General features: G+C 37.2%; 26 protein-coding genes. 19 read left to right on the plus strand and 7 right to left on the minus strand.

Annotated elements, in window-relative coordinates; all coding sequences use genetic code 11:
• Nucleotide 1: 1 nt before the first annotated feature.
• The 3 genes from Q0948_RS00315 to Q0948_RS00325 form a co-directional block, all read right to left on the minus strand.
• On the minus strand, nt 2-685 hold the full coding sequence (locus Q0948_RS00315) for a DUF2461 domain-containing protein (RefSeq protein ID WP_298348659.1): 684 nt from the start codon (nt 683-685) through the stop codon (nt 2-4).
• Between the two features lie 96 nt (nt 686-781).
• Nucleotides 782-1,330: a type 1 glutamine amidotransferase domain-containing protein gene (locus Q0948_RS00320; protein WP_298348657.1), complete on the minus strand. Its 549-nt coding sequence runs from the start codon at nt 1,328-1,330 to the stop codon at nt 782-784.
• 141 nt (nt 1,331-1,471) lie between these two features.
• Nucleotides 1,472-2,251, minus strand: coding sequence for a tRNA pseudouridine(38-40) synthase TruA (locus Q0948_RS00325; RefSeq protein WP_298348655.1), 780 nt, complete (start codon nt 2,249-2,251; stop codon nt 1,472-1,474).
• Between the two features lie 89 nt (nt 2,252-2,340).
• On the opposite strand from Q0948_RS00325, the gene Q0948_RS00330 reads away from it, so the two are divergent.
• The 4 genes from Q0948_RS00330 to Q0948_RS00345 all read left to right on the plus strand — a co-directional run bounded on the left by Q0948_RS00330 (nt 2,341) and on the right by Q0948_RS00345 (nt 5,869).
• Nucleotides 2,341-2,775, plus strand: a complete 435-nt coding sequence (locus tag Q0948_RS00330) for a hypothetical protein (protein WP_298348653.1) — start codon at nt 2,341-2,343, stop codon at nt 2,773-2,775.
• Between the two features lie 83 nt (nt 2,776-2,858).
• A complete protein-coding gene (locus Q0948_RS00335) occupies nt 2,859-3,662 on the plus strand; it encodes a DUF1853 family protein (protein WP_298348651.1) in 804 nt (267 codons plus the stop codon).
• A gap of 60 nt (nt 3,663-3,722) precedes the next feature.
• On the plus strand, nt 3,723-4,517 hold the full coding sequence (locus tag Q0948_RS00340; RefSeq protein WP_298348649.1) for a LytTR family DNA-binding domain-containing protein: 795 nt from the start codon (nt 3,723-3,725) through the stop codon (nt 4,515-4,517).
• Between the two features lie 101 nt (nt 4,518-4,618).
• On the plus strand, nt 4,619-5,869 hold the full coding sequence (locus Q0948_RS00345) for a S41 family peptidase (protein ID WP_298348647.1): 1,251 nt from the start codon (nt 4,619-4,621) through the stop codon (nt 5,867-5,869).
• Nucleotides 5,870-5,961: 92 nt separating this feature from the next.
• Here Q0948_RS00345 and Q0948_RS00350 read toward each other — a convergent pair whose 3' ends face one another.
• From Q0948_RS00350 to hisF, 3 genes are read right to left on the minus strand one after another with little or no spacing between them, the layout of a single operon-like run.
• Nucleotides 5,962-6,837, minus strand: coding sequence for a hypothetical protein (locus Q0948_RS00350; RefSeq protein WP_298348645.1), 876 nt, complete (start codon nt 6,835-6,837; stop codon nt 5,962-5,964).
• A 54-nt stretch (nt 6,838-6,891) separates the two neighbouring features.
• Complete coding sequence (hisIE, locus tag Q0948_RS00355; RefSeq protein WP_298348643.1) at nt 6,892-7,491, minus strand: bifunctional phosphoribosyl-AMP cyclohydrolase/phosphoribosyl-ATP diphosphatase HisIE; 600 nt, start codon at nt 7,489-7,491, stop codon at nt 6,892-6,894.
• A gap of 22 nt (nt 7,492-7,513) precedes the next feature.
• The gene (gene hisF / locus Q0948_RS00360) at nt 7,514-8,269 is read right to left on the minus strand and encodes an imidazole glycerol phosphate synthase subunit HisF (RefSeq protein WP_298348641.1); all 756 of its coding nucleotides are present in this window, start codon (nt 8,267-8,269) and stop codon (nt 7,514-7,516) included.
• 215 nt (nt 8,270-8,484) lie between these two features.
• Between hisF and Q0948_RS00365 the strand changes: the two genes are divergently transcribed.
• The 11 genes from Q0948_RS00365 to Q0948_RS00415 all read left to right on the plus strand — a co-directional run bounded on the left by Q0948_RS00365 (nt 8,485) and on the right by Q0948_RS00415 (nt 17,542).
• Complete coding sequence (locus tag Q0948_RS00365) at nt 8,485-8,682, plus strand: hypothetical protein (protein ID WP_035336675.1); 198 nt, start codon at nt 8,485-8,487, stop codon at nt 8,680-8,682.
• Between the two features lie 45 nt (nt 8,683-8,727).
• Entirely contained in the window at nt 8,728-9,144 is a 417-nt protein-coding gene (locus Q0948_RS00370; protein WP_035336674.1) for a VOC family protein, read from the plus strand.
• A gap of 3 nt (nt 9,145-9,147) precedes the next feature.
• Nucleotides 9,148-10,185, plus strand: coding sequence for an AI-2E family transporter (locus Q0948_RS00375; protein WP_021778861.1), 1,038 nt, complete (start codon nt 9,148-9,150; stop codon nt 10,183-10,185).
• A 104-nt stretch (nt 10,186-10,289) separates the two neighbouring features.
• Nucleotides 10,290-11,033, plus strand: a complete 744-nt coding sequence (gene ppgK, locus Q0948_RS00380; protein WP_035336672.1) for a polyphosphate--glucose phosphotransferase — start codon at nt 10,290-10,292, stop codon at nt 11,031-11,033.
• 112 nt (nt 11,034-11,145) lie between these two features.
• Nucleotides 11,146-13,665, plus strand: coding sequence for a M14 family metallopeptidase (locus Q0948_RS00385; RefSeq protein WP_298348634.1), 2,520 nt, complete (start codon nt 11,146-11,148; stop codon nt 13,663-13,665).
• Nucleotides 13,666-13,695: 30 nt separating this feature from the next.
• Complete coding sequence (locus tag Q0948_RS00390; RefSeq protein ID WP_298348632.1) at nt 13,696-13,956, plus strand: hypothetical protein; 261 nt, start codon at nt 13,696-13,698, stop codon at nt 13,954-13,956.
• A 240-nt stretch (nt 13,957-14,196) separates the two neighbouring features.
• Complete coding sequence (locus Q0948_RS00395) at nt 14,197-15,405, plus strand: MFS transporter (protein WP_021778857.1); 1,209 nt, start codon at nt 14,197-14,199, stop codon at nt 15,403-15,405.
• 34 nt (nt 15,406-15,439) lie between these two features.
• Nucleotides 15,440-16,195: a DJ-1/PfpI family protein gene (locus Q0948_RS00400; RefSeq protein ID WP_298348630.1), complete on the plus strand. Its 756-nt coding sequence runs from the start codon at nt 15,440-15,442 to the stop codon at nt 16,193-16,195.
• A gap of 4 nt (nt 16,196-16,199) precedes the next feature.
• Nucleotides 16,200-16,832, plus strand: coding sequence for an HAD family hydrolase (locus Q0948_RS00405; protein ID WP_298348628.1), 633 nt, complete (start codon nt 16,200-16,202; stop codon nt 16,830-16,832).
• Between the two features lie 7 nt (nt 16,833-16,839).
• The gene (gene arsC / locus Q0948_RS00410) at nt 16,840-17,187 is read left to right on the plus strand and encodes an arsenate reductase (glutaredoxin) (RefSeq protein ID WP_298348625.1); all 348 of its coding nucleotides are present in this window, start codon (nt 16,840-16,842) and stop codon (nt 17,185-17,187) included.
• A gap of 22 nt (nt 17,188-17,209) precedes the next feature.
• Nucleotides 17,210-17,542, plus strand: a complete 333-nt coding sequence (locus tag Q0948_RS00415; RefSeq protein ID WP_021778853.1) for a hypothetical protein — start codon at nt 17,210-17,212, stop codon at nt 17,540-17,542.
• A 150-nt stretch (nt 17,543-17,692) separates the two neighbouring features.
• On the opposite strand, the gene Q0948_RS00420 is transcribed toward Q0948_RS00415, so the two are convergent.
• Nucleotides 17,693-18,046: a 4Fe-4S dicluster domain-containing protein gene (locus tag Q0948_RS00420; protein ID WP_021778852.1), complete on the minus strand. Its 354-nt coding sequence runs from the start codon at nt 18,044-18,046 to the stop codon at nt 17,693-17,695.
• 62 nt (nt 18,047-18,108) lie between these two features.
• On the opposite strand from Q0948_RS00420, the gene Q0948_RS00425 reads away from it, so the two are divergent.
• From Q0948_RS00425 to Q0948_RS00440, 4 genes are all read left to right on the plus strand, one after another.
• Nucleotides 18,109-19,194, plus strand: a complete 1,086-nt coding sequence (locus tag Q0948_RS00425; protein WP_298348621.1) for an acyl-CoA reductase — start codon at nt 18,109-18,111, stop codon at nt 19,192-19,194.
• Nucleotides 19,195-19,261: 67 nt separating this feature from the next.
• A complete protein-coding gene (gene serC, locus Q0948_RS00430; protein ID WP_021778850.1) occupies nt 19,262-20,326 on the plus strand; it encodes a 3-phosphoserine/phosphohydroxythreonine transaminase in 1,065 nt (354 codons plus the stop codon).
• Between the two features lie 30 nt (nt 20,327-20,356).
• Entirely contained in the window at nt 20,357-21,307 is a 951-nt protein-coding gene (locus tag Q0948_RS00435) for a D-2-hydroxyacid dehydrogenase (RefSeq protein ID WP_298348619.1), read from the plus strand.
• A gap of 159 nt (nt 21,308-21,466) precedes the next feature.
• Complete coding sequence (locus Q0948_RS00440; RefSeq protein WP_298348617.1) at nt 21,467-22,102, plus strand: DUF937 domain-containing protein; 636 nt, start codon at nt 21,467-21,469, stop codon at nt 22,100-22,102.
• Nucleotides 22,103-22,175: the final 73 nt, after the last annotated feature.

Raw genomic sequence — 22,175 nt, forward strand, 5'->3', positions numbered from 1 at the left:
TTTATAATATGGACTCGCCATTGAGATCTGTTGTGAGCACGTCACTCATATAATCAAAGTATGGTCGTAATAGTTTATAATGAGATACAACCGTCTCACTAAAATCACTTTGCATTACTTCCCTATCTGTATACTCCCTGCGCACCACAAAGCTTTTGAGTTTTATAAGGTCAATGTTTGGATCATTCTTATCAAAATCTCGTGGGGCAGTTTTTACAGCATTTGTGGTTTCAAATCCATTAGGAAACGCTTTCGCGAAAGCGGAATCATTAAGTATATCCCTTATCTCACTAGCATCAAGATGAAATTCTGTGCGTATGCGCTTTAAATCTGCAGTTTCTGGATTAAAGAAACCACCGGCTATAACAGATTTGTCTCCCGGTTCAATACGAAGATAATAACCGCCACGCCTGTGCGCTCCTGCCCTACTAAAACTTGCAGACCTATGCACATTATAAGGCGTCTTGTCCTTACTAAATCGTATATCACGATTGATACGAAAGATTTTGAGTTTCTCTATTTCATCGGTTTCATTAAGTCCCGCTTTAATAGTAGCATAGAGGTCTTTCAAAACCTTCTCACTATCTTGATATCTAGATTTGTGGTCTGCCATCCACTCACGTGTATTATTCTTTTTAAGATCTTTAAGAAATGCGAGGGAAGCCCTAGGTACAGCTGTAATCATATAATGTCTTTAGGTTGTCTAAGTTACTTATATAAATAAAAATAGCCACCACAAAATGTGGTGGCTATTTCAATCATCAATCAAATCAAACTTGAATTACGCGTGTTGTAATTCGTGCTTTCCTTCATTTACTTCTTCAATGAGCTTAGCATTAAAAGCTTCTAGATCTCCAGGGTTACGACTTGTTACGAGCGCCTCATCTACTACTACTTCTTTATCTACCCATAATGCTCCCGCATTTTTAAGGTCGGTCTTAATACTGTTAAACGATGTCATTGTTCTCCCATTTACTACATCTGCCTCGATGAGTAATTGCGGTGCGTGGCATATTGCTGCTACTGGTTTGCTTTGCTTAAAAAAGTCTCTAATAAATATAAGCGCGTCATCATTACGTCTTAATTTATCTGGGTTAATAACTCCTCCAGGTAGCATTAGTGCATTATAATCTTTTGCACTTACGTTATCTACTGTGTCTGTTACATCATACTCACCAGACCAGTTACCGTCTGCCCATCCTTTTATTGTTCCTGTTTTTTCACTTATTATATCTACGGTGAAGCCTTCATTTTTCATCGCCTCAAGTGGTGATTTTAATTCACTCTCTTCAAATCCGTCTGTTGCTAATATTGCTACTCTCTTTGTCATAATCTTTCTTCTTTTTAGTTAAACAATTAATTATGAAACAAAGATACTGGGAGGCTCTTACCCTCGCCGTTAAAGAGATGATAAGATAAACTGGCTCAGGGTTAAACCTTTATTAAATGACTCGTAAAGCTGTTAAGAATGTTAAATCTGGACGTCCTGCAACAATAAACCGCTCGCCTGTGCAATGCGTGTGAGCTTAATATCATTACTAGCATCTAGTGTCTTTTTAAAAAACTCAAGATCAATATTGCCTTGTCCTAGATCAAAAAGAGCACCCATCATAAGACGTATCTGGTGGCGTTTAAAACCTTTACCGCTTACGCGAAAAGCATAACTCTCCTCCGGAAAGAAGCTAGCGGTATACAGATCATTAATCTCAATTGTAGATGATAGGACGTGACCAATAGTTTTAGTCTGAGGATTAGGCTTATAAGCATACGATCTAAAATCGTGCTCACCCTCAAAAAGACTTGCAGCCTCTTTCATAAGTTCTAGATCGAGCTCACCCGCTATATTAATCATATAAGGTGCGGCAAATGGATGATTCTTTTCTCCATAAGAAAAGAGATACACATATTCCTTTGCGATGGGAGCATCCATCACATTAAATTTTTTATCTACCTGAGTAATTTCAAGACAGCGTATGTCTTGCGGTAAGTTATCATTAAGTAACGTAAGAAAACCTTCTTCTGGTAGTGGGCTATCATTTAAAAACAACTCAACATAAGCCACATTTGCAGAGACCTTTGCATCTGTTCTGCCAGAAGCTAATAGTTTAAAATTTTTGCGATCTAGCACATAGGCAAAGGTACGCTCCATCATACGCTCTACAGTGAGAACATCTGGCTGCTTCTGCCAGCCGTGGTATCTAAAACCTAAGTATTGAATCTTTAAAAGATAGTAGTATCGCTTATCAAACATCTTTCAAAAATAGTTGCCTCATTTTAATTTTAGATTGATAATTAAAAAATAATTGTAAATTAAAACTCAAATAACTTAAACCAATTATTATGACGACTACACAAAAACCTTCTACACTTTTCTGGATTATTGGTATTGTGCTCCTCCTCTGGAATTTAATGGGTGCTAGTGCCTTTATAGTAGACAACTTCTTTACAGATATGATTGCAAGCGCTTATAATGAAGAGCAAATGGCTGCTATAAACGCAACGCCATTATGGTCTAAGATACTATATGGTATCTCAACCTTAGGTGGTCTCCTTGCTGCCATATTGTTACTAGCTAGAAAAATAGGTGCTGTGCGCGTTTATGCAATATCACTTATTGCAATTATTATACATACGGTATATAATATAGGTTTTGCAAATGCGATGGAACTCTTTGGTGTGGGAGCTGGCCTTATATTCCCTCTTATTATAATACTCCTCGCTATTTTTGAATACTGGTGGAGTAAATATTGTGCGTCAAAAGGATGGCTCAACTAAGTAAAAAAATGTAACGTTCAAAAGGCTACTTTATATACAGAGTAGCTTTTTTTATGTAGCATTACAATGACTACTTTTAGACTATGAAACAAATTGAAGGTTTTCTCAATACACCACCACTATGGACGGGCACGCAATTCTCCCTTACTCAATTTGAAATACCACCTATAGACCTATCGACATTCATTGCTACTACTATACCACCTCATTTAAGATTAGGCCACCAGGTAGAATATATCTTCAAACAACTACTAGATCATTCTGAAAGATATACCGTGCTGGCTCACAACATCCAGATTAAAAGAAAAAAAATAACACTAGGTGAACTTGATTTTGTGGTAGAAGACCGCTTTCGCGAAAGCGTAAAAATACACATTGAGCTTACCTATAAATTCTACATTATAGACACTGCAGTTACTAGCCCCATACACCAACTTATGGGACCCAACCGAAAAGATCACTTCTACCTAAAAATGCAAAAAACAAGAGATAGGCAACTACCTCTTGCCTACTCTGCAGAAGGACTTGAGGCACTACAGTCTATAAATGTTAACCCACAACAACTAGAACAACGCACACTTTTTATGGGTCAACTTTTTACGCCATTTAATAAAAACGTAATACTCCCAGAGGAAATAGATCCTCGCGCCATAATAGGTTACTGGATACAACTAGATAGCTTTTGCACCGCACGCTTTCTAGATTATAGATACTATATAACGACCAAGCCAGAATGGTTGCACAAGCCACATACTGAAGTAAACTGGCTCAATCACAAAGAGGCACTAGTTATTATAAAAGAAAAACATACACTCAAGAGAGCACCGCTTGTATGGATACAAAAAGATGACTCCACAGTTGATAAAGCCTTTGTAGTATGGTGGTAAAATTTACAGGACACTTGACTGGTAATGATGTACTTCATAAATTGAAGCAAAATTAAAGTCTTGCAAAAATATCCATTTGACCAAAAATTTAGTAGCTATCTATTTACTGCACTAGGGCTGGCTATTTGGGTATTTGCATTTCTCTTTCTCACAGAACCGCTTGATGTAAATCAATTTAAAACAAGCGAAAAACTCATTTATCTCCCGCTATATGGTATGCTTGCCGCGATATGTTATCTAGGTATTTATCCTATGCAAAAGCGTCTCTACAGGCATAAAAATAAACAATGGACACTATTAAGCGAGCTGCTGTTTTTCTCAATGTTTATAACGATTACATTTATCGTGATGCGGTGCTTTTACCTATATGTTGTGGTTTTTAATGAGCCTAACCCATACTCTCTAGGCTATTACTTTACCTCAATATTTTTACCAGCCGTACTAGTCATATTTCCTATAGTAGCTATCGCTAGATATGCCTTAGGTAAGTATGCAAGTAAGAAGGTAGAAAATTCTAAACTTTTTATATCTGGTGATGGTAATTATGAGGGTATAAGACTTCTAGAGTCTGATTTGATCTTACTAGAAGCATCAGATAATTATGTGGAAGTCCATTATCAAAGCCAAGGTGTTTTAAAAAAACAACTGGTACGTGCTAGGTTATCACGACTAGAAAAAGAACATACGCAACTACTACGCACACATAGATCATATCTCATAAACAGAGCCCACTTCACCTCTCTAAAAACACAAAATAACAAGCTAGGAGTTATACTTACACACGATATTTTTGTTCCAGTTTCAAAAACCTATATCTCACAGGTAAAAGAGGCGTTTAGTTTCGCCACAAACTAAGGGTATTTCGCCCCAAGACCTATTATATAAAGAGATTTAAACATATTCAAGTTTAGATTTGTTGCATCAAATAATTGTTCAACTTCTTTAAATAATGCGTTATGAAAATCTCAATTTCCTACTTTCTTTTATTATTCTTTGTCTTTTTTGCTTTCGCGAAAGCGCAATCACAACAAACCTGTAATTGTAAAGATGAGCTTGTTTTTATAGATTCTCACATTACAGAAATGACTTCTTTTAAAAAGCAAATGAAAGGAGACCTCAAAGAAGCCTATGAGCAAACTTTAAACGAATTAAGTAAAGAACTAACAACGAGTATGCCTATTGCAGAGTGCTATAGAACTCTTAATATATTACTCTCTCAAGTAAAGGATAAACACGCACATATCAAACATATAAAACCGAGTATACTTGCTAGCACCTTACTAACAGATAAAGATATAAACCAATACCGTAAGAGTAAATCGTTTGCAAATCATCCTAAGTATGATGAATCGCTCACTTCTCTTGAAAAGGAGCTTAAAAAAGTACCGTACAGAAGTGTAGAAGGCGTTTACCAGAAGGAAGGTGTATTTACCATAGGTGTTGTAAAGAATGGAAACCTTTATAGCGGTGTGGTACTCGCCTCACAATCGCCTTTATGGATACCTGGTCAAATTGCTTACACAATTATTCCCATTGGAGAGGTTATGTATGATGTTATGACTAGTGATATACCGGGAGGAACACTGAGATTTATAAGGGCTTTATACTTACACAATGGTACACTATGGCATCTCAAAAAAGAAAATACAAGTCCATATGCGGCGGTGAGCAAAGAAAGCGGAAATTGGTATTTTAAACAAATCTCACCTAATACACAGTACCTATATATGGGCTCGTTTTCTAATAGTGAAGAAAATGTAGCAGCTTTTACTTCATTTTACAACTCACATAAATCAAAAATTACGGCTCAAAACATAATTATAGATTTACGCAACAATGGAGGTGGTAACTCAAAATATTCTGATCCATTTTATAAAATACTTAAAAAGAGTAAAGCAAATGTCTATGTCATTACCAACTTCTGGTCTGCCAGTAATAGCGAGCAATTTACCCTCAAATTAAAGAGTTTAAAAAACACAACTCACTTAGGTATGCGCACCTATGGTGCGATAGCTTATGGATCTAATTATGGTAAGCTCTTAGAAAGCCCCTCTGGTCTATTTGCCATTTACCCCACAGATATGAACTTTCATAAATATATAGATTATGAATATGTAGGGATACAACCAGACATTGTACTAGATTATAATGAAGATTGGATTAAGCAAACGCTAGATTATATTAAAAAACAAGATGCTGAATATTGAGAAAATCCTTTTTAAAGAACACACATTCTAATCCAAAAAAAAGCATCAATAATAATTGATGCTTTTTTTTCAAGATTAAACTATATAGAATCTTAGAGGGCTTTCTTATCTACAAGATAGCCAGCGATTTCCTTATATAATTTTGATTTATTTTCTTCTTTGAGCCACGTATGTTTTATTCTACCTAGTTTCCACTTATATCTATGTACTCTTAGCTCTGTAAAACCAAGCTCTGCTGTTGCTACTCTCCCGCCCTTATTATTATAGAAGAAAACAATAGGATCTCCTGTTTTACCTGGTTTTTGACCTGGTTGAGAAGTGAGTGCTTGTTTAAAACGAGTGATCATTTTACCTATAACAACATCACCTTGTTTAATATCATATGTATCTAATATATAGTTGTTATTAGAAATCATATTAATATATGGTATAGTCTCTCTAGAGCTATTTTTAAAAACTAGATATGGCTTAGCGGTCATATCTCTTTCTTCTATAAAATCAAGATCGTTCATTTCCTCAAGTTCTTGATTATACATCGCTGTAATCTCAAGAGGAATTTCTGGTACAGTTTCATAATAAGATTGTGCAGCTTGTTTATTAAGAGAGCCATCTTTATTGAGAATTCCTTTTTCTATAAAATAAGGAACGACTTTCTTTCTAGTCTGAGAGTATTCATTCTTTATATCTAGACCAGCAACTATGTTAAGCGATGGTATAGTAACTTCATTATAAGCATAAACTTCTTCCTCTCCCTCTATTGGTGAGTGCAAGGTTTCATACTTATAGATGACTAGAGGGTTTCCATCTACATCAGAGTAAGTAAAAAGTTTATTTTTTAAAGAATCCTTTGTTTTGACAATAGTTCCTACAAGAACTTTATCAATGTAGACATCATCTTTTTTTACTTTAACTTTTTGAGCTGTTAGTAATACTGGAAATAATACAAAAGCTAGAATGATTTTTTTCATTTAAATGATTTAGGTTTTAAGCCCTAAATGTAATAAATTACTTACAATCTATGCTTATTTATGTCGAGCAATAAGTGTTTTTTCTATATCACGCAGGTGAAACCCTTTTGCCTGTAATAAAACCATATAGTGAAACAATAAATCTGCGCTTTCATTAAGGAATAGATGATCGTTATCATCTTTTGCTTCAATAACCACCTCTACAGCCTCTTCTCCTACTTTTTGAGCTACTTTATTAATCCCACTTCTAAAGAGTGACGCAACATAAGAGTCTGCAGTATCTTTAGTATTCCAGCGATCTTCTATTATTTCTTCTAGATGTGATAAAAAGCCAAAGTTTGTTTTGTTACTATTACCCCAGCAGGTATCTGTCCCTTTATGACAAGTAGGCCCTTGAGGAGTCACTTGTACTAGCAAAGTATCATTATCACAATCTACCTCAATAGTTTCTAAATGTAAATAGTTTTTTGTCTCTTCTCCCTTAGTCCATAGTCTACCTTTAGAACGGCTAAAGAAAGTTACCTTTTTTGAAGCAAGTGTTTTCTCATAGGCTTCAAGATTCATAAAGCCTAGCATTAAAACATTTTTGGTTCTTATGTCTTGTATTATTGCTGGAACAAGACCATTCTCATACTTATCAAAATCTATTCTCATTACTTGTAATATCTAGTAAAAGTTATAATCTCATCGCAATACCTTGCGTGGTTAACTCTTGTTTTAAATCTGTTATTTCTATTTCCTTAAAGTGAAAAACACTTGCTGCAAGAGCTGCATCTGCCTTACCCTCTGTAAAAGCATCTGCAAAGTGTTGCATATTTCCAGCTCCACCACTTGCAATTATTGGGATATTTAGACTTTCAGAAAGTCTAGCTAGTGCCTCGTTTGCAAAACCATCTTTTGTACCATCATTGTCCATAGAAGTAAAAAGGATCTCACCAGCACCTCGCTCTTCTACTTCTTTTGCCCAGTCAAAGAGATTATGCTCTGTAGGTACTTTACCTCCCACTAAATGTACAATCCACTCTCCTTCTATATACTTTGCATCTATAGCGACAACAATACATTGTGAGCCAAATTTTGCTACAAGCTCATTTATGAGTTCTGGTCTTTTTACAGCACTAGAGTTTATAGAAACTTTATCTGCACCATTTTGTAATAAGATATCTACATCTTCTACAGAAGATATTCCTCCGCCTACTGTAAATGGTATGTTTACCTGTGAAGCAACTCTTAATACTAGATCTGCAAGGGTCTTACGACGTTCTTCTGTTGCAGATATATCTAAAAAAACTAGCTCATCTGCTCCTGTATTAGAGTATAGCTTTGCTAGCTCCACTGGATCTCCAGCATCACGCAAGTTTACAAAGTTAGTTCCTTTTACGGTTCTACCATTTTTAATATCGAGACAAGGGATAATTCTTTTTGTAATCACGTGGCGCGTATAAAAGATTAGTTTTAAGGATGCAAATTTATACAAAAGTGCCGCTACTACCCCACAAAATGAAAACTGCTTTTCTTAAAGACTGCCAAAATATAACTCACATTCATAAACTCCTATTAAAACTGTGGTAATGTGCTGTTAAGTAGCAAAGCTTCACTCCGCCAATCAATTACTTTTATATTCCAAATAATAAAAACAATTAAGTTATGATTAAGATTATAGGAGTAATAGCGCTTGTTGCAGGAGCTATAATGCTAGTGCTCGGAGTTATGGGGATCTTTGGAAGTTTAAGTACTGGTATGAGTCCGTGGGCATTTACAATACTTGGTGTAATATTTTTCTTTGCGGGCATCTCATTGCTTAAACATAGAAAAGATACAGATGCAATTGCATCTGATAAATAAATAACCTAAAAAAATGGTGTAAATTAGTACTTCAAAACATCAATTATGACAGTACGACCATTTCATCTTGCTATTCCCGTAGATGACGTTGAGAAAGCAAGAGTTTTTTATAGAGATATTTTAAATCTACCTGAAGGCCGCAGCAGCGACCACTGGGTAGATTTTAACTTTTTTGGACACCAGCTAGTGATTCATTACAAGGAAAAATCTACTGTAGATGAAGTGCATAATGAAGTAGATGGTAAAGCGGTCCCTGTCCCTCACTTTGGAGTTGTACTCGCTTGGGAAGATTTTGAAGCATTTGCCGAAAAAATAGCACCACACGTAGATTTTGTAATAGAACCTTATGTACGCTTTAAAGGTCTAACTGGAGAGCAAACTACAATGTTCTTTTATGACCCTTGTGGTAACGCGCTTGAGTTTAAAGCCTTTAGAAACGACTCTCAAATATTTGCCAAATAATATATGCAAACACTCAAACCTAACCTTTTACGACAATTCTTTATCATCTTTTTAATCATTCTATTTGGGTGGTTAATATTTAAGGAGATGGCAACCTATCTATCAGGTATACTAGGTGCGATTACACTCTTTGTTTTACTACGTAAATGGCAAGAATATCTGGTAAAAAAAAGAAAATGGAACTCTAGCGTTTCCGCTTGCGTTCTTATGGCAGGGTCATTTCTTGTAATACTAGTACCTATTGCTGGACTTGTATTAATGCTCACCTCAAAAATTAGTAAAGCGGTAGAAAATAGTGGCAAAGTCATAAACATTGTAAAAACAGAAATGGCAGATATAGAGTCTCGCTTTGGTCTCGATATCGCAAGCTCCATAGACACCAGTTCTGTAACAGACTGGATAAGTAGTAACCTTCAAGGGCTAGCCGGTGGGACCTTTAATGTATTTATCGCCATAGGTCTTATGTATTTTATGCTGTACTATATGCTTACTAATAGAAGGACTTTTAGAGAGTCTATGCTCGAGTATATACCCCTAAGTGAGAAAAACTTAAAACTCATAGGTAAAGATAGCCAGGAGCTTGTAAAGTCAAATGCCATAGGTATACCACTAGTAGCATTACTACAGGGACTTGTGGCACTTATAGGCTTTTTAATACTTGGCGTAGAAGATCCCTTTTTCTGGTTTGCAATTGTCACCGTTGGCTCTATGATACCATTTGTAGGTACCGCCTTAGGTATCGTACCAGTGTGCATCATTCTATACGCTGCTGGTGACATCTGGCAAGCCATCGTGATGATTATCTATGGTACGGTCGTAGTGGGCTCTACAGATAATCTTTTTAGACTTGTGATTCAAAAGCGACTGGCAGACGTTCACCCACTTATTACCATTATAGGGGTTATTGTAGGGGTACCTTTATTTGGATTTATAGGTCTCATTTTTGGACCTATTGTAGTGAGTATTTTTCTACTTATTGTAAAAATTTACAAACAAGAATATGGTAAAGAAAAACCTTCAGAACAAGAAGAGGTACTCTAAGTATCTGATTCTATAAGGTTACGCTTTCGCGAAAGCGGACTCACCCACCCTACTTCTATATTATTCAAAAATTCCTATCTTTCGCCACACAAAAACCATCATAGATGAAGATATTAGGTATCGACATAGGCGGAACGGGAATAAAAGGTGTCCCTGTAGATCTGGAAACAGAAGAGTACATAGGTGAACGTTTTAGAATAGAAACCCCGCGCCCTGCAAAACCTAAGGCTGTAGCAGATTGTGTACAGCAACTCGTAGATCACTTTAACTGGACAGGACCTATAGGAATAGGCTTTCCTACCGTTATCGTAGATGGTAAAGCTATGGCATATGGTAATATGCACAAGAGCTGGATGGGTGTACAGATAGATGAACTTTTTTCTAAAAAAACTGGTTTACCTTGCTCTGTTATAAACGATGCAGATGCCGCAAGCCTCGCCGAAGTTAGATACGGAGCCGGAAAAGATTTAAAAGGTCTGGTTGCTGTGATTACAGTAGGCACAGGTATAGGCTCTGGACTTTGCTATAACGGTAAACTCATCCCAAATTTTGAATTTGGTCGTATTCCATATAAGAAAAAGCCTATTGAAAAGTATGCCGCAAACTCTGTAAGAAAGGAAGAAAAACTCACTTTTAAAGAGTGGGCAGAGCGCTTTAATTTCTTTCTTAAAAATGTAGAGTTAATATGTACACCTAACCATTACATAATAGGTGGTGGTATAAGTAAACATATGGCAGAATTTGAAAGATATCTTACCACAGATATTCCTATTGTTGCGGCAAAAACTAAGAATCACGCTGGCATTATAGGAGCTGCTTGCGGCTATCTAGATAAACTAGAACGCTAGTCTTGTGTTCATACCCAATACAACTCCATATTTTAGTTAACAATTGTTACGTGCAGGCGTTACTTCTTTTGCTTATTTTTAGAGTCTAACAACTTAAAAAATAGCTTATAGAATGCGCTTATTACTCGTACTTACTACCCTAGTATTAAGTAGCATATCTACACTCGCACAAAGCGGAAAGGTAGATATGGATTACTATTTACCTACAGATGTCACTTACAATCCAAATATCCCTACACCAGAAAGTGTTTTAGGCTACACACCTGGAGAGTGGCACGTAAGTCACGACAAGTTATCAGAATATATGCGCACGCTTGCAGCAGCAAGTGATCGTATGACTATAGAAAGTCGAGGGACTACCTTTGAGGGAAGGCCTATTTTATTACTAACGGTCACCTCACCTAGTAATCACTCCAATATTGAAAACATACGTAAAGAACACGTAAAACTGGTAGAAGATGGCAGTGCTAGCTTGAGCACAAGCAGTATGCCTATTGTAGTATACCAAGGGATGTCTATACACGGTAATGAACCTTCTGGCGCAAATGCAGGACTCATAGCTGCATACTATCTCGCTGCCGCTCAAGGACCTAAAATAGATGCACTACTAGATAATACCATTATACTTTTTGACCCATCATTTAATCCAGATGGTTTACAGCGTTTTGCTTACTGGGCAAATACAAATAAGAGTATAAACGTAAATGCAGACCCTCAAGACCGCGAGTATGACGAGGTCTGGCCAGGTGGTCGTACTAACCACTACTGGTTTGATATGAATAGAGACTGGCTTCCAGTACAACTACCAGAGTCAAGAGCGCGTATTAAGACATTTCATAACTGGTATCCTAACATTCTTACAGACCATCACGAGATGGGATCTAACAGTAGCTTTTTCTTTCAGCCAGGTATACAATCTCGTACACACCCACTCACACCTGCGCTTAACCAAGAACTCACAAAGCAAATAGGAAACTACCACGCGGCAGCACTAGATAAAATAGGTAGCTTTTACTATACAGAAGAGAGTTTTGATGATTTTTACTACGGTAAAGGATCTACCTTTCCAGACATTAATGGTGGTATAGGTATTCTCTTTGAGCAAGGAAGTAGCCGTGGCCACGCTCAAGAAACAGAAAACGGTTTACTTGAGTTTCCGTTTACGATACGCAACCAGTTTACAGCTATATTATCTACCCTTGAGGCTGCACAAGGTATGCGCAAGCAATTACTAGACTATCAACGTGACTTTTTTAAGAACGCTCGAGGCGAAAAAGGAAGTGGCGCATATGCCTTTGGTAGTGAGAAAGATGCAGGTAGCGCATATCACCTAGCAGAGGTGCTTAAAAGACATCAAATAAAAGTACACGAGGTAGCACAAGACTTCTCGCAAGATGGAGCAAACTTTAAAAAAGGAATGAGCTACATCGTCCCAAAAAACCAAAGACAGAGCCGCCTCATCAAAGCGATGTTTGAAAAGCGTACTACCTTTCAAGATAGTTTGTTTTATGATATAAGTGCTTGGTCTTTTCCACTCTCTTTTGGTGTAGATTTTACAGAAAATGCATCTTTAAGCAAAGCTGGCAACGAGATACAAGATTTAAAAAGAAAACCTACCCCAGCTGTAGGTACTAGTACCTATGCATACCTTATGGAGTGGCACGATTACTACACCCCTAAGGCGCTCAACACCATACTTAATAAAGGCATAAGAGCAAAGGTGGGTATGCAAAAATTTAGCGTAGAAGGTATCTCTTATGACTATGGTACCATTATGATACCTGTGCAAAATCAATCGCTTAATAAGCAAGAACTAGCGAGTTTTATAAACGAAGTGGTACAAGATGCAAACGTAACCATCAAGGCAGTAAGTACTGGCCTCACAGAAGGTATAGATCTTGGTAGTAACCAGTTTAGAGCATTAGAGCCTGCTCGCGTGGCAATGATAGTAGGTGAAGGTATCAACCCGTATGATGCGGGAGAGATGTGGCACCTATTTGACACACGTTACAATATGCGTATCACAAAAATTGATACTAAAGATTTAGGTCGCGCAGACTTGTCTAGATATACAGATATTATATTACCTAATTTATGGGGTAATGCCATAAATAAAGGCAACACAGATAAGATAAAACAATGGGTGCGATCTGGTGGAACTCTTATAGGTTATAAAAACGTAGCAAACTGGTTTGAAAGAAATAAGATGCTAGACATAGATTTTGTAAAAACTAAAAACCCTGCAAAAAACGTGAGCTTTGAGCAACGTAGAGATTTTACAGGAGCACAAGTAATAGGAGGTGCAATTTTTGAAGCAAAGCAAGATCGCTCACACCCTATTAACTTTGGATATACGGGTGATAAAGTATCTCTTTTTAGAAACACTACGCTATTTATAAAAGCAGACTCTACAAGCTACAAGAACCCTATACAGTATACTAAGTCACCGCTACAAGCTGGTTACATCTCTAAGATTAATCTTAAGGCTATCCCAGAGACAAGACCTTTTGTACATCAGAGTGCGGGTCGTGGTGAGGTTATCTTATTTACAGATAACACAAACTTTAGAGCGTTCTGGTATGGAACTAACAAACTGCTTATGAACGCTATCTTCTTCGGGAGCGAGATGTAATATTTATTTAAAAAAACTCAATTTCAGATAATGAAAATAGATTATTCAACAAAAACCACGGCACAACTGCTCTCTAACTTAAATATGATTAAGGTGCTCATTGTTGCTCTACTCATCATCTTATCATTTCTTATAGGTATATCTATTTATGGTATGCTCACAAAGGACGATAATGCCACATTTATAGCAACCCTAGCGGTAGGCTTATGCTGTTCGGCAACATTACCTATGCAGTTTATGTCTAAAAAAGCAATCAAGGCAGAATTAATAAAGAGAGAAGAGACATTATAAATAGAAACGTATTACGCTTTCGCGAAAGCGTACTCAACTCAATTATTTTTATAACTTTACACCACATTATGAATGTAGTCACAACATATAAACTTACCTCGTGCACACTGCTGCGCCAGACTTGATATGTTGTCACTATATGATTATAAGAAGTAACGATATTAAAGAGTCCGGCCACCACGCTGGACTCTTTATATTTATGGGCAAGCGTAGGTCTTAACAAGCTAACCAACCAACTGTATGAAAACACTACTGCGCAATTACCTTAAAACCTTTGATGGCCTATCAAGAGAGATCTGGTGGCTGTCACTCATCACGCTCATTAATAGATCTGGGGCGATGGTTATCCCGTTCTTGTCTATTTACCTCAATAAGAGTTTACACTTTAGCTTACAAGACGTCGCCTGGATAATGACTTCGTACGGTCTAGGTTCTTTTGCTGGTGCTTGGATAGGCGGTAAACTAAGTGATGTAATAGGGTATTATAAAGTCATCTTATTAAGCCTGTTACTCACTGGTATTAACTTTTTATGGGTAATGCACGTAGAGAGTTTCTGGATGATGTGTATTTCATTTTTTGTTCTTATTGCAGTGGCAGATATGGGACGCCCTGCTTTTTTTGTAGCACTAAGCGCCTACTCAAAACCAGAAAATAAAACGCGGTCATTAACACTCATTAGGCTCGCAATTAATCTAGGGTTTTCTGTGGGACCAGCTATAGGTGGTTTTCTTATAGCACTCGCTGGCTATAAGACATTGTTTTATGTAGACGGCATCACCTGCTTGCTTGCGGGTGTACTTATGATGCAAGTACTCAACCCTAAAAAGACTAAAGAGTTAGATAAAGAAGTAGTTGTTCAGAATCCTGTAAAACCTCTTAAGGATACGCCTTATGTATTATTCTTAATAGCACTTGCGCTTTTTGGGATCATATTTGTACAATATTTTTCTACTGTACCGCTTTATTACAAGGATGCCTATAAACTTGATGAAGACGCCATAGGTCTCATACTAGCGCTTAATGGCGCACTCATTGTTGTGTTTGAAATGCCACTCATAGCCTGGATGGAAAAAAAAGAACTTACTAATGTGCAAAGCACCATTGTAGGTTTGCTTATGACGGGCGCAAGTTTTCTATTACTGCTGTGGGAGACTTGGGTAGGTGTTGTTGTGATAGGTATGGTAATCGCAACCTTTGGAGAGATGATTTCCTTCCCTTTTAGCAACAAATTTGCGTTAGACAGATCTAAGCTAGGGAGACAAGGAGCATATATGGGTGTTTACAGTATGTCATTTTCTGTAGCTCATATTTTTGGTCACAACAGCGGGATGCAAATTACTGCATATTATGGCTTTCAGACCACTTGGATATTTTTAATAGGGCTCACACTTATTGCCTGGCTCCTACTCTACATTGTAAAGAGAATGCTTGCCAAAGAAACCCTATGAGAACTCGTATCTTTATCATTATAAAGAGAACCTAATGAAATACTATATACTACTACTTACAACGCTTATATTAATAGGTTGCAATACAGAACCTAAAACTATAGAACAGCCCGCTGTTACTAATGAGGTTGATAACGCTTTCGCGAAAGCAAAACCAGTACTAGACTCAACGCGTTACAACGTAGCCTTCTTAATTATGGATGGCACTTTTAACACAGAGCTTACGGCACCTTTTGACATTTTTCAGCATACTATTTATCGAGAGAATATAAAAGCGATGAATGTTTTTACAGTAGCAAATACCCTACAACCCGTGCGTACCTTTGAGGGGATATATCTCCTACCAGACTTTGACTATACAAGCGAAGACCTACCTAAAATAGATATACTAGTTGTACCAAGTGCAGAGCATCACCTAGATACAGATCTGGAGGATGAAGCGCTCATTAACTTTGTAAAAAAAGTAGATAAAGAAGCTATGTATGTAACCTCACATTGCGATGGTGCTTTTGTACTAGCAAAGGCAGGTTTACTAGACAACAGTGTCTCAACAACCTTCCCGAGTGACATCGATAAGATGCGTGAGACGTTTCCTAATCTTGATATTAGAAAAGATGTATTATTTGTGCACGATGGGAAGTATATCACCTCTGCTGGAGGTGCTAAAAGTTTTGAAGCCGCTCTCTATCTCACCGAACTTCTTTACGGCGCAGAAATTGCAAGATCACTAGCTGGAGGATTAGTGATAGACTGGAAACTAGATGATGTACCGCACCTCATAACAAAGTAATAATATGGAAAATTCAAAAATCACTACCGTCATATTTGACTTAGGAGGCGTTCTCATAGACTGGAGCCCCGAGTATGTATATCTCAAAGAATTTAGAGGCGATCGAGAGAAAATGGACTGGTTTTTAGAACACGTTTGTGCTTGGGACTGGAATGTAAATCAAGATGCAGGCTATCCATTAGAAAAAGCAACCCAAGAGCGCATAGCGATGTTTCCAGAATATGAAGAGCTCATAAAAATGTATTACGGTCGCTGGGAGGAGATGCTCGGTTTTACACACCTAGACACGCTCAAAATATTAAAAGAACTAGTAGATAATCCGGACTATAGAGTGCTAGCATTAACAAACTGGAGCGGAGAAACCTTTCCTGTTGCGCTAGAAAAGTTTCCTTGGCTGCAGTGGTTTGAAGGAATTCTAGTCTCTGGTGATGAAGGTACACGCAAACCTTTTAAAGAAATTTATGACCTTATGCTAGACAGGTATAATATTAATCCTGCAGAGGCTGTTTTTATAGATGACAGTCTTAACAATGTTGAGGGCTGTAAACGCTCTGGCATAGCCGGAATTCATTTTAAAAATGCAAAAACACTAGCTGTACAACTTAGAACACAAGGTGTACACGTAACTTTACAATAATTATATAATGATTAAAATATATCACAATCCTCGTTGTACAAAAAGTAGACAAGGTCTTGCTGTCGTAGAGGCATCTGGAAAAGAATTTGAAGTAATCAAGTATCTTGATACTTCTCTTAGTACAGAGGAACTTAATGAGATTATAAACATACTTGATATTGAACCCATAGAGCTTGTTAGAAAAAATGAAGCCATCTGGAAAAGTGATTATAAAGGAAAAGACCTCACAGATGCTCAAATAGTGGCTGCGATGAGTAAAAATCCAAAATTAATTGAGCGTCCCATTGTAATTCTCGATAAAAATGGCGTTATTGGTAGACCAACAGAGTTAATTAATGAACTCTTAGAGAAATAAATAACTACAATTTTAAGACATTATGAAATCAATAGTCACTCTAGCCATCGTTGCTTTTCTTGGTATGACAACCGTACAAGCACAAAAAGTTGCAAATGCGCCAGTACAAAAAGAACAAGTAAGCCAGATTGATATGCTTGCTCAAAAATTAAACCTTACAGCAGAGCAAAAGGCAAATGTTGCAAAGACTCTTACAGGTTTTAAAGCTACAGAAGATAGACTTAAAGCTAGTAATATGAATGCGACAGACAAGCAAGCAGCACTAGACAAAGTGGCAAGTCGTAAAAACGGAAACTTAAAGACATACCTCACAGATGAGCAGTATGCTATGTATGTGAAGCTTACACAACTTTAAGAATAAAACAACATAATTTAAAAGACCAAACTTAATTCAGTTTGGTCTTTTTTTATGTAATAATTCTAATACGTAGCATATCAAGATAATCTACCTAACAAAAAAAGCCACTCGTACGAGTGGCTTTTTTATTATAAGTATCATAATACTCTATGCATCTTTATGCATAAAGGCTTGCTTTGCAAGTAAAACTTCATCTGTCTCTACGTGATCATCATCAGGTACACAGCAATCTACTGGACATACGGCAGCACACTGTGGCTCTTCGTGAAAACCTTTACACTCAGTACACTTATCTGGTATGATATAGTAAATCTCATCGCTCACTGGCTCTTGCGCCTCGTTTGCATCTACTTCCTTACCGTTAGGTAGTACTACATTTCCTTCCAGATCTGTACCATCTGCATAGCGCCAGTCATCTGCTCCTTCATATATTGCCGTATTAGGACATTCTGGCTCGCAGGCACCGCAGTTTATACATTCGTCTGTTATGATAATTGCCATAGGTTTCTTTTTGGGTAACTTTGCACAAAAATAATGCCTAGCCATCGATTTGCCAAAACACTATGACGCTTCAACAAAGAATTAACGCTTTTAGTAAACTCGGGACTTTCTTGAGTCAGTTTTCACGCACTAATATTGCTCAAAAAGAGGGAGTTGCACACAATGACCTATTTTTTGACGGAATGAAACATCAGTTTAAACTCGCGCGAGAAAACAATGGGTGGTTTACGCAAGAAAATATTCTTTTTGCACTTGAGGGATGGGCAGCACTCCTTACCGAAGAAAAACTTAGCGAGTGGATGAGCGGTTATAATGACGCTTTCGCGAAAGCGCAATCCCAAAAAACCTTTGCTATCATTATGGCAGGTAATATACCGCTAGTAGGTTTTCACGACTTTTTATGTGTACTTATTGCAGGTCAAAAAGTTGCAATAAAACAATCTTCAAACGATAAGCACCTACTACCCTACCTAGCCAAATATCTGGAATATGTAGCACCAGACTTTAAAGGTCGTATCTCATTTACAGAAGAAAAACTACCTGCACACGATGCTGTGATTGCTACGGGAAGTGATAATACGGCAAGATATTTTGAATATTACTTTGGTAAGAAGCCTAACATTATAAGAAAAAACAGAAACTCTGTGGCCATACTTACGGGTGATGAGAGTGAAGAGCAACTTAAAGCGCTAGGTGAAGATATATTTAGATACTACGGTCTAGGCTGTCGCAATGTTTCTAAATTACTGGTGCCAGAAGGGTATAACTTTGATGCATTTTTTAAAGCTATCTACTCGTGGAGCGATGTAATGAATGACGCAAAGTATGCAAACAACTATGACTATAATAAGGCAGTATACCTTATGAGTCTTTTTGACCTACTAGAAAATGGGTTTTTAATGCTTAAGGAAGATGAAAGTTACGGCTCTCCTATTGCAACGTTATTTTATGAAAAATATGAGTCAAAAGAATCTCTTGATTTAAAACTTTCTCAAGATGCAGATAAAATACAGTGCATTGTAGGTGATGATAAAAATCTACAAGGTTTTACATCACTTATACCATTTGGAAAGACTCAAAAACCGAATCTTCAAGATTATGCTGATGGAGTTGATACTATTGCATTTTTAGTATCGATTTTGCCATAATTTTATCATTTTATCTATAATATTCTATGTGGTTTTGAGCATCTTTGCATTTCAAAATTAGCATAAAATGAAGAAGCACAACTTTAGCGCAGGACCTTGTATTTTACCTCAAGATGTTTTTAAAGAAGCATCACAAGCCATATTAGATTTTAACGATTCTGGTTTATCCATACTGGAGATTTCTCACAGAAGTAAAGACTTTGTAGATGTAATGGATGAGGCTAGGCAACTGGCTTTAGAGCTACTAGGCCTAGAAGGTAAAGGGTATAAAGCCCTCTTCCTACAAGGAGGTGCAAGTACACAATTCTTAATGACTGCATATAACTTATTGCAATCTAAGGCTGGTTATATAAATACCGGTACTTGGAGTGATAAAGCAATAAAGGAAGCTAAGCTTTTTGGGGAGATTGTAGAGGTTGCATCTAGTAAAGAAGCAAACTTTAATTACATACCTAAAGGATACTCAATTCCAGAAGGACTAGATTATTTACACCTTACAAGTAACAATACCATCTTCGGAACACAGATAAAGGATTTTCCTGAAGTAGACTGTCCTCTTATATGTGATATGAGTAGTGACATCTTCTCTAGAGAGATAGATTTTGGACAATTTGATCTTATCTACGCAGGTGCTCAAAAAAATATGGGACCAGCAGGAACAACACTTGTTGTTATACGGGAGGATATCTTAGGTAAAGTGACACGTCAAATACCTTCTATGCTCAATTATGAAACGCATATAAGCAAAGGAAGTATGTTTAACACACCTGCAGTCTATGCAGTATATGTCTCTATGCTTACAATGAGATGGCTTAAAAACCTAGGAGGTGTAAAAGCTATTGAGGAGATTAATGATCGCAAAGCAACCTTACTCTATAGTGAGATTGAGCTTAACCCATTATTTAAAGGATTTGCTGCCAAAGAAGATAGATCTACAATGAATGCTACTTTCTCACTAACAGATGGAGATCTTAAAGATGCCTTTGATACAATGTGGAAAGAAGCCGGTATAAACGGTCTTAATGGACACAGAAGTGTAGGAGGCTACAGAGCATCTATGTATAACGCACTCTCTATGGATAGCGTAGGTGTCCTAGTAGACGTGATGAGCGAGCTAGAAAGAAAAGCATAATTAAAAAAAACGCATACAACACTATATACTATGAAAGTATTAGCAAACGACGGAATATCACAAACAGGAGTTGACGCGCTTACCGCAGGAGGCTTTGAAGTAATTACTACAAACGTAGCTCAAGATCAACTTGAGAACTACATTAACACAAATGAAATAGATGTTATACTTGTGCGTAGTGCAACCACAGTGCGTAAAGAGTTAATAGACGCTTGCCCATCTATAAAAGTTATAGGCCGTGGTGGTGTAGGTATGGATAACATTGATGTACAATATGCACGTGATAAAGGACTTCACGTGATCAATACACCAGCAGCATCTTCGGCATCTGTTGCAGAGCTTGTTTTTGCTCACCTTTACAATGGTGTACGTTTTCTGTTTGACTCAAACCGAAATATGCCTCTAGATGGTGATACAAAATTTAAAGGTTTAAAGAAAGCTTACGCGAAAGGAACCGAACTTCGTGGTAAAACTCTTGGTGTTATCGGTTTTGGACGTATAGGTCAAGAGACTGCAAAAATTGCATTAGGTGTAGGGATGAAAGTAATCTTTCACGATCCATTTACAGAAGAGGCTACTGTTGAAGTTCCATTCTTTGATGGACAGTCAGTTTCATTTACAATAAAATCTTCTTCAAAGGAAGAGGTATTAAAATCTGCAGATTTTGTGACTCTTCACGTTCCTGCACAAAAAGACTATGTAATAGGTAAGCCAGAGTTTGAGCTTATGAAAGATGGCGCAGCAATTGTAAATGCTGCTCGTGGTGGAGTTATTGATGAAGTAGCTCTTATCGCAGCTTTAGACAGTGGTAAATTATCATTTGCAGGTTTAGACGTTTTTGAGAATGAACCTACTCCAGCGGTACAAGTACTTATGAATCCTAAAGTAAGCCTTACACCACACATAGGTGCGGCAACTGGTGGAGCTCAAGATCGCATAGGTACAGAGCTAGCAGACCAGATTATGAGTATTTTAAAATAATGCAGCGAGATCAAACATTTGATTTCTAACTTAACATTATTTGCCTTTTATCGATAATATTAATCAAAACACCCTCTTGGGTGTTTTTTTTATACTTGTTTGTAAAACCAGTTATATTAATTCGTAAATTGAAATCTCATAATTAAAACTAAAAATAATATGTCAGGATTACTAGATCTACTTAATGGACCAATAGGAAAAACACTTATACAAGGAGCTAGCGCAAAAGCTGGACAATCTGAAGGAGATACTGCAAACGTATTAAGTATGGCTTTGCCAGTACTTATGGGTGCAATGAAAAAAAATGTACAAACTCCAGAAGGTGCTGCTGGATTAATGGGAGCTTTAAGTGGAAAACATAGTGGTGGTATTCTTGACCAACTAGGAGACCTTATGGGTAATGGAGGACCTAGTGATGACGTATTACAAGATGGTGCAGGTATTCTAGGTCACCTACTAGGTGGTAACCAGCCACAAGTAGAAAACGCATTAAGTAGCAAAACAGGTGTGGATGCTGGATCTATCGCACAAATACTTAAAGTTGCTGCCCCAGTACTTATGGGTGTGTTAGGAAAACAAACACAGCAAAATAACGTAAGCGATGGTAGTGGTATGAATGCACTTCTAGGAAGTATGCTAGGAGGACAACCAAAAGAAAACCAAAGCCTTATAACAACACTACTAGACTCAGATGGAGATGGAAGCATCCTTGATGATGTAGCTGGTATGGTATTAGGAAGCAGTAAAGGAAAAGGTGGTATAGGTGGATTACTGGGTGGTCTTTTTGGAAAATAAGACACAAACTACTTTTCAATATATTACAAAGGGTACCACACGGTACCCTTTTTTTAGTTACCTCATTGTAAAG

It is taken from the genome of uncultured Dokdonia sp. (assembly GCF_947496725.1).
Taxonomy (GTDB): Bacteria; Bacteroidota; Bacteroidia; order Flavobacteriales; family Flavobacteriaceae; genus Dokdonia.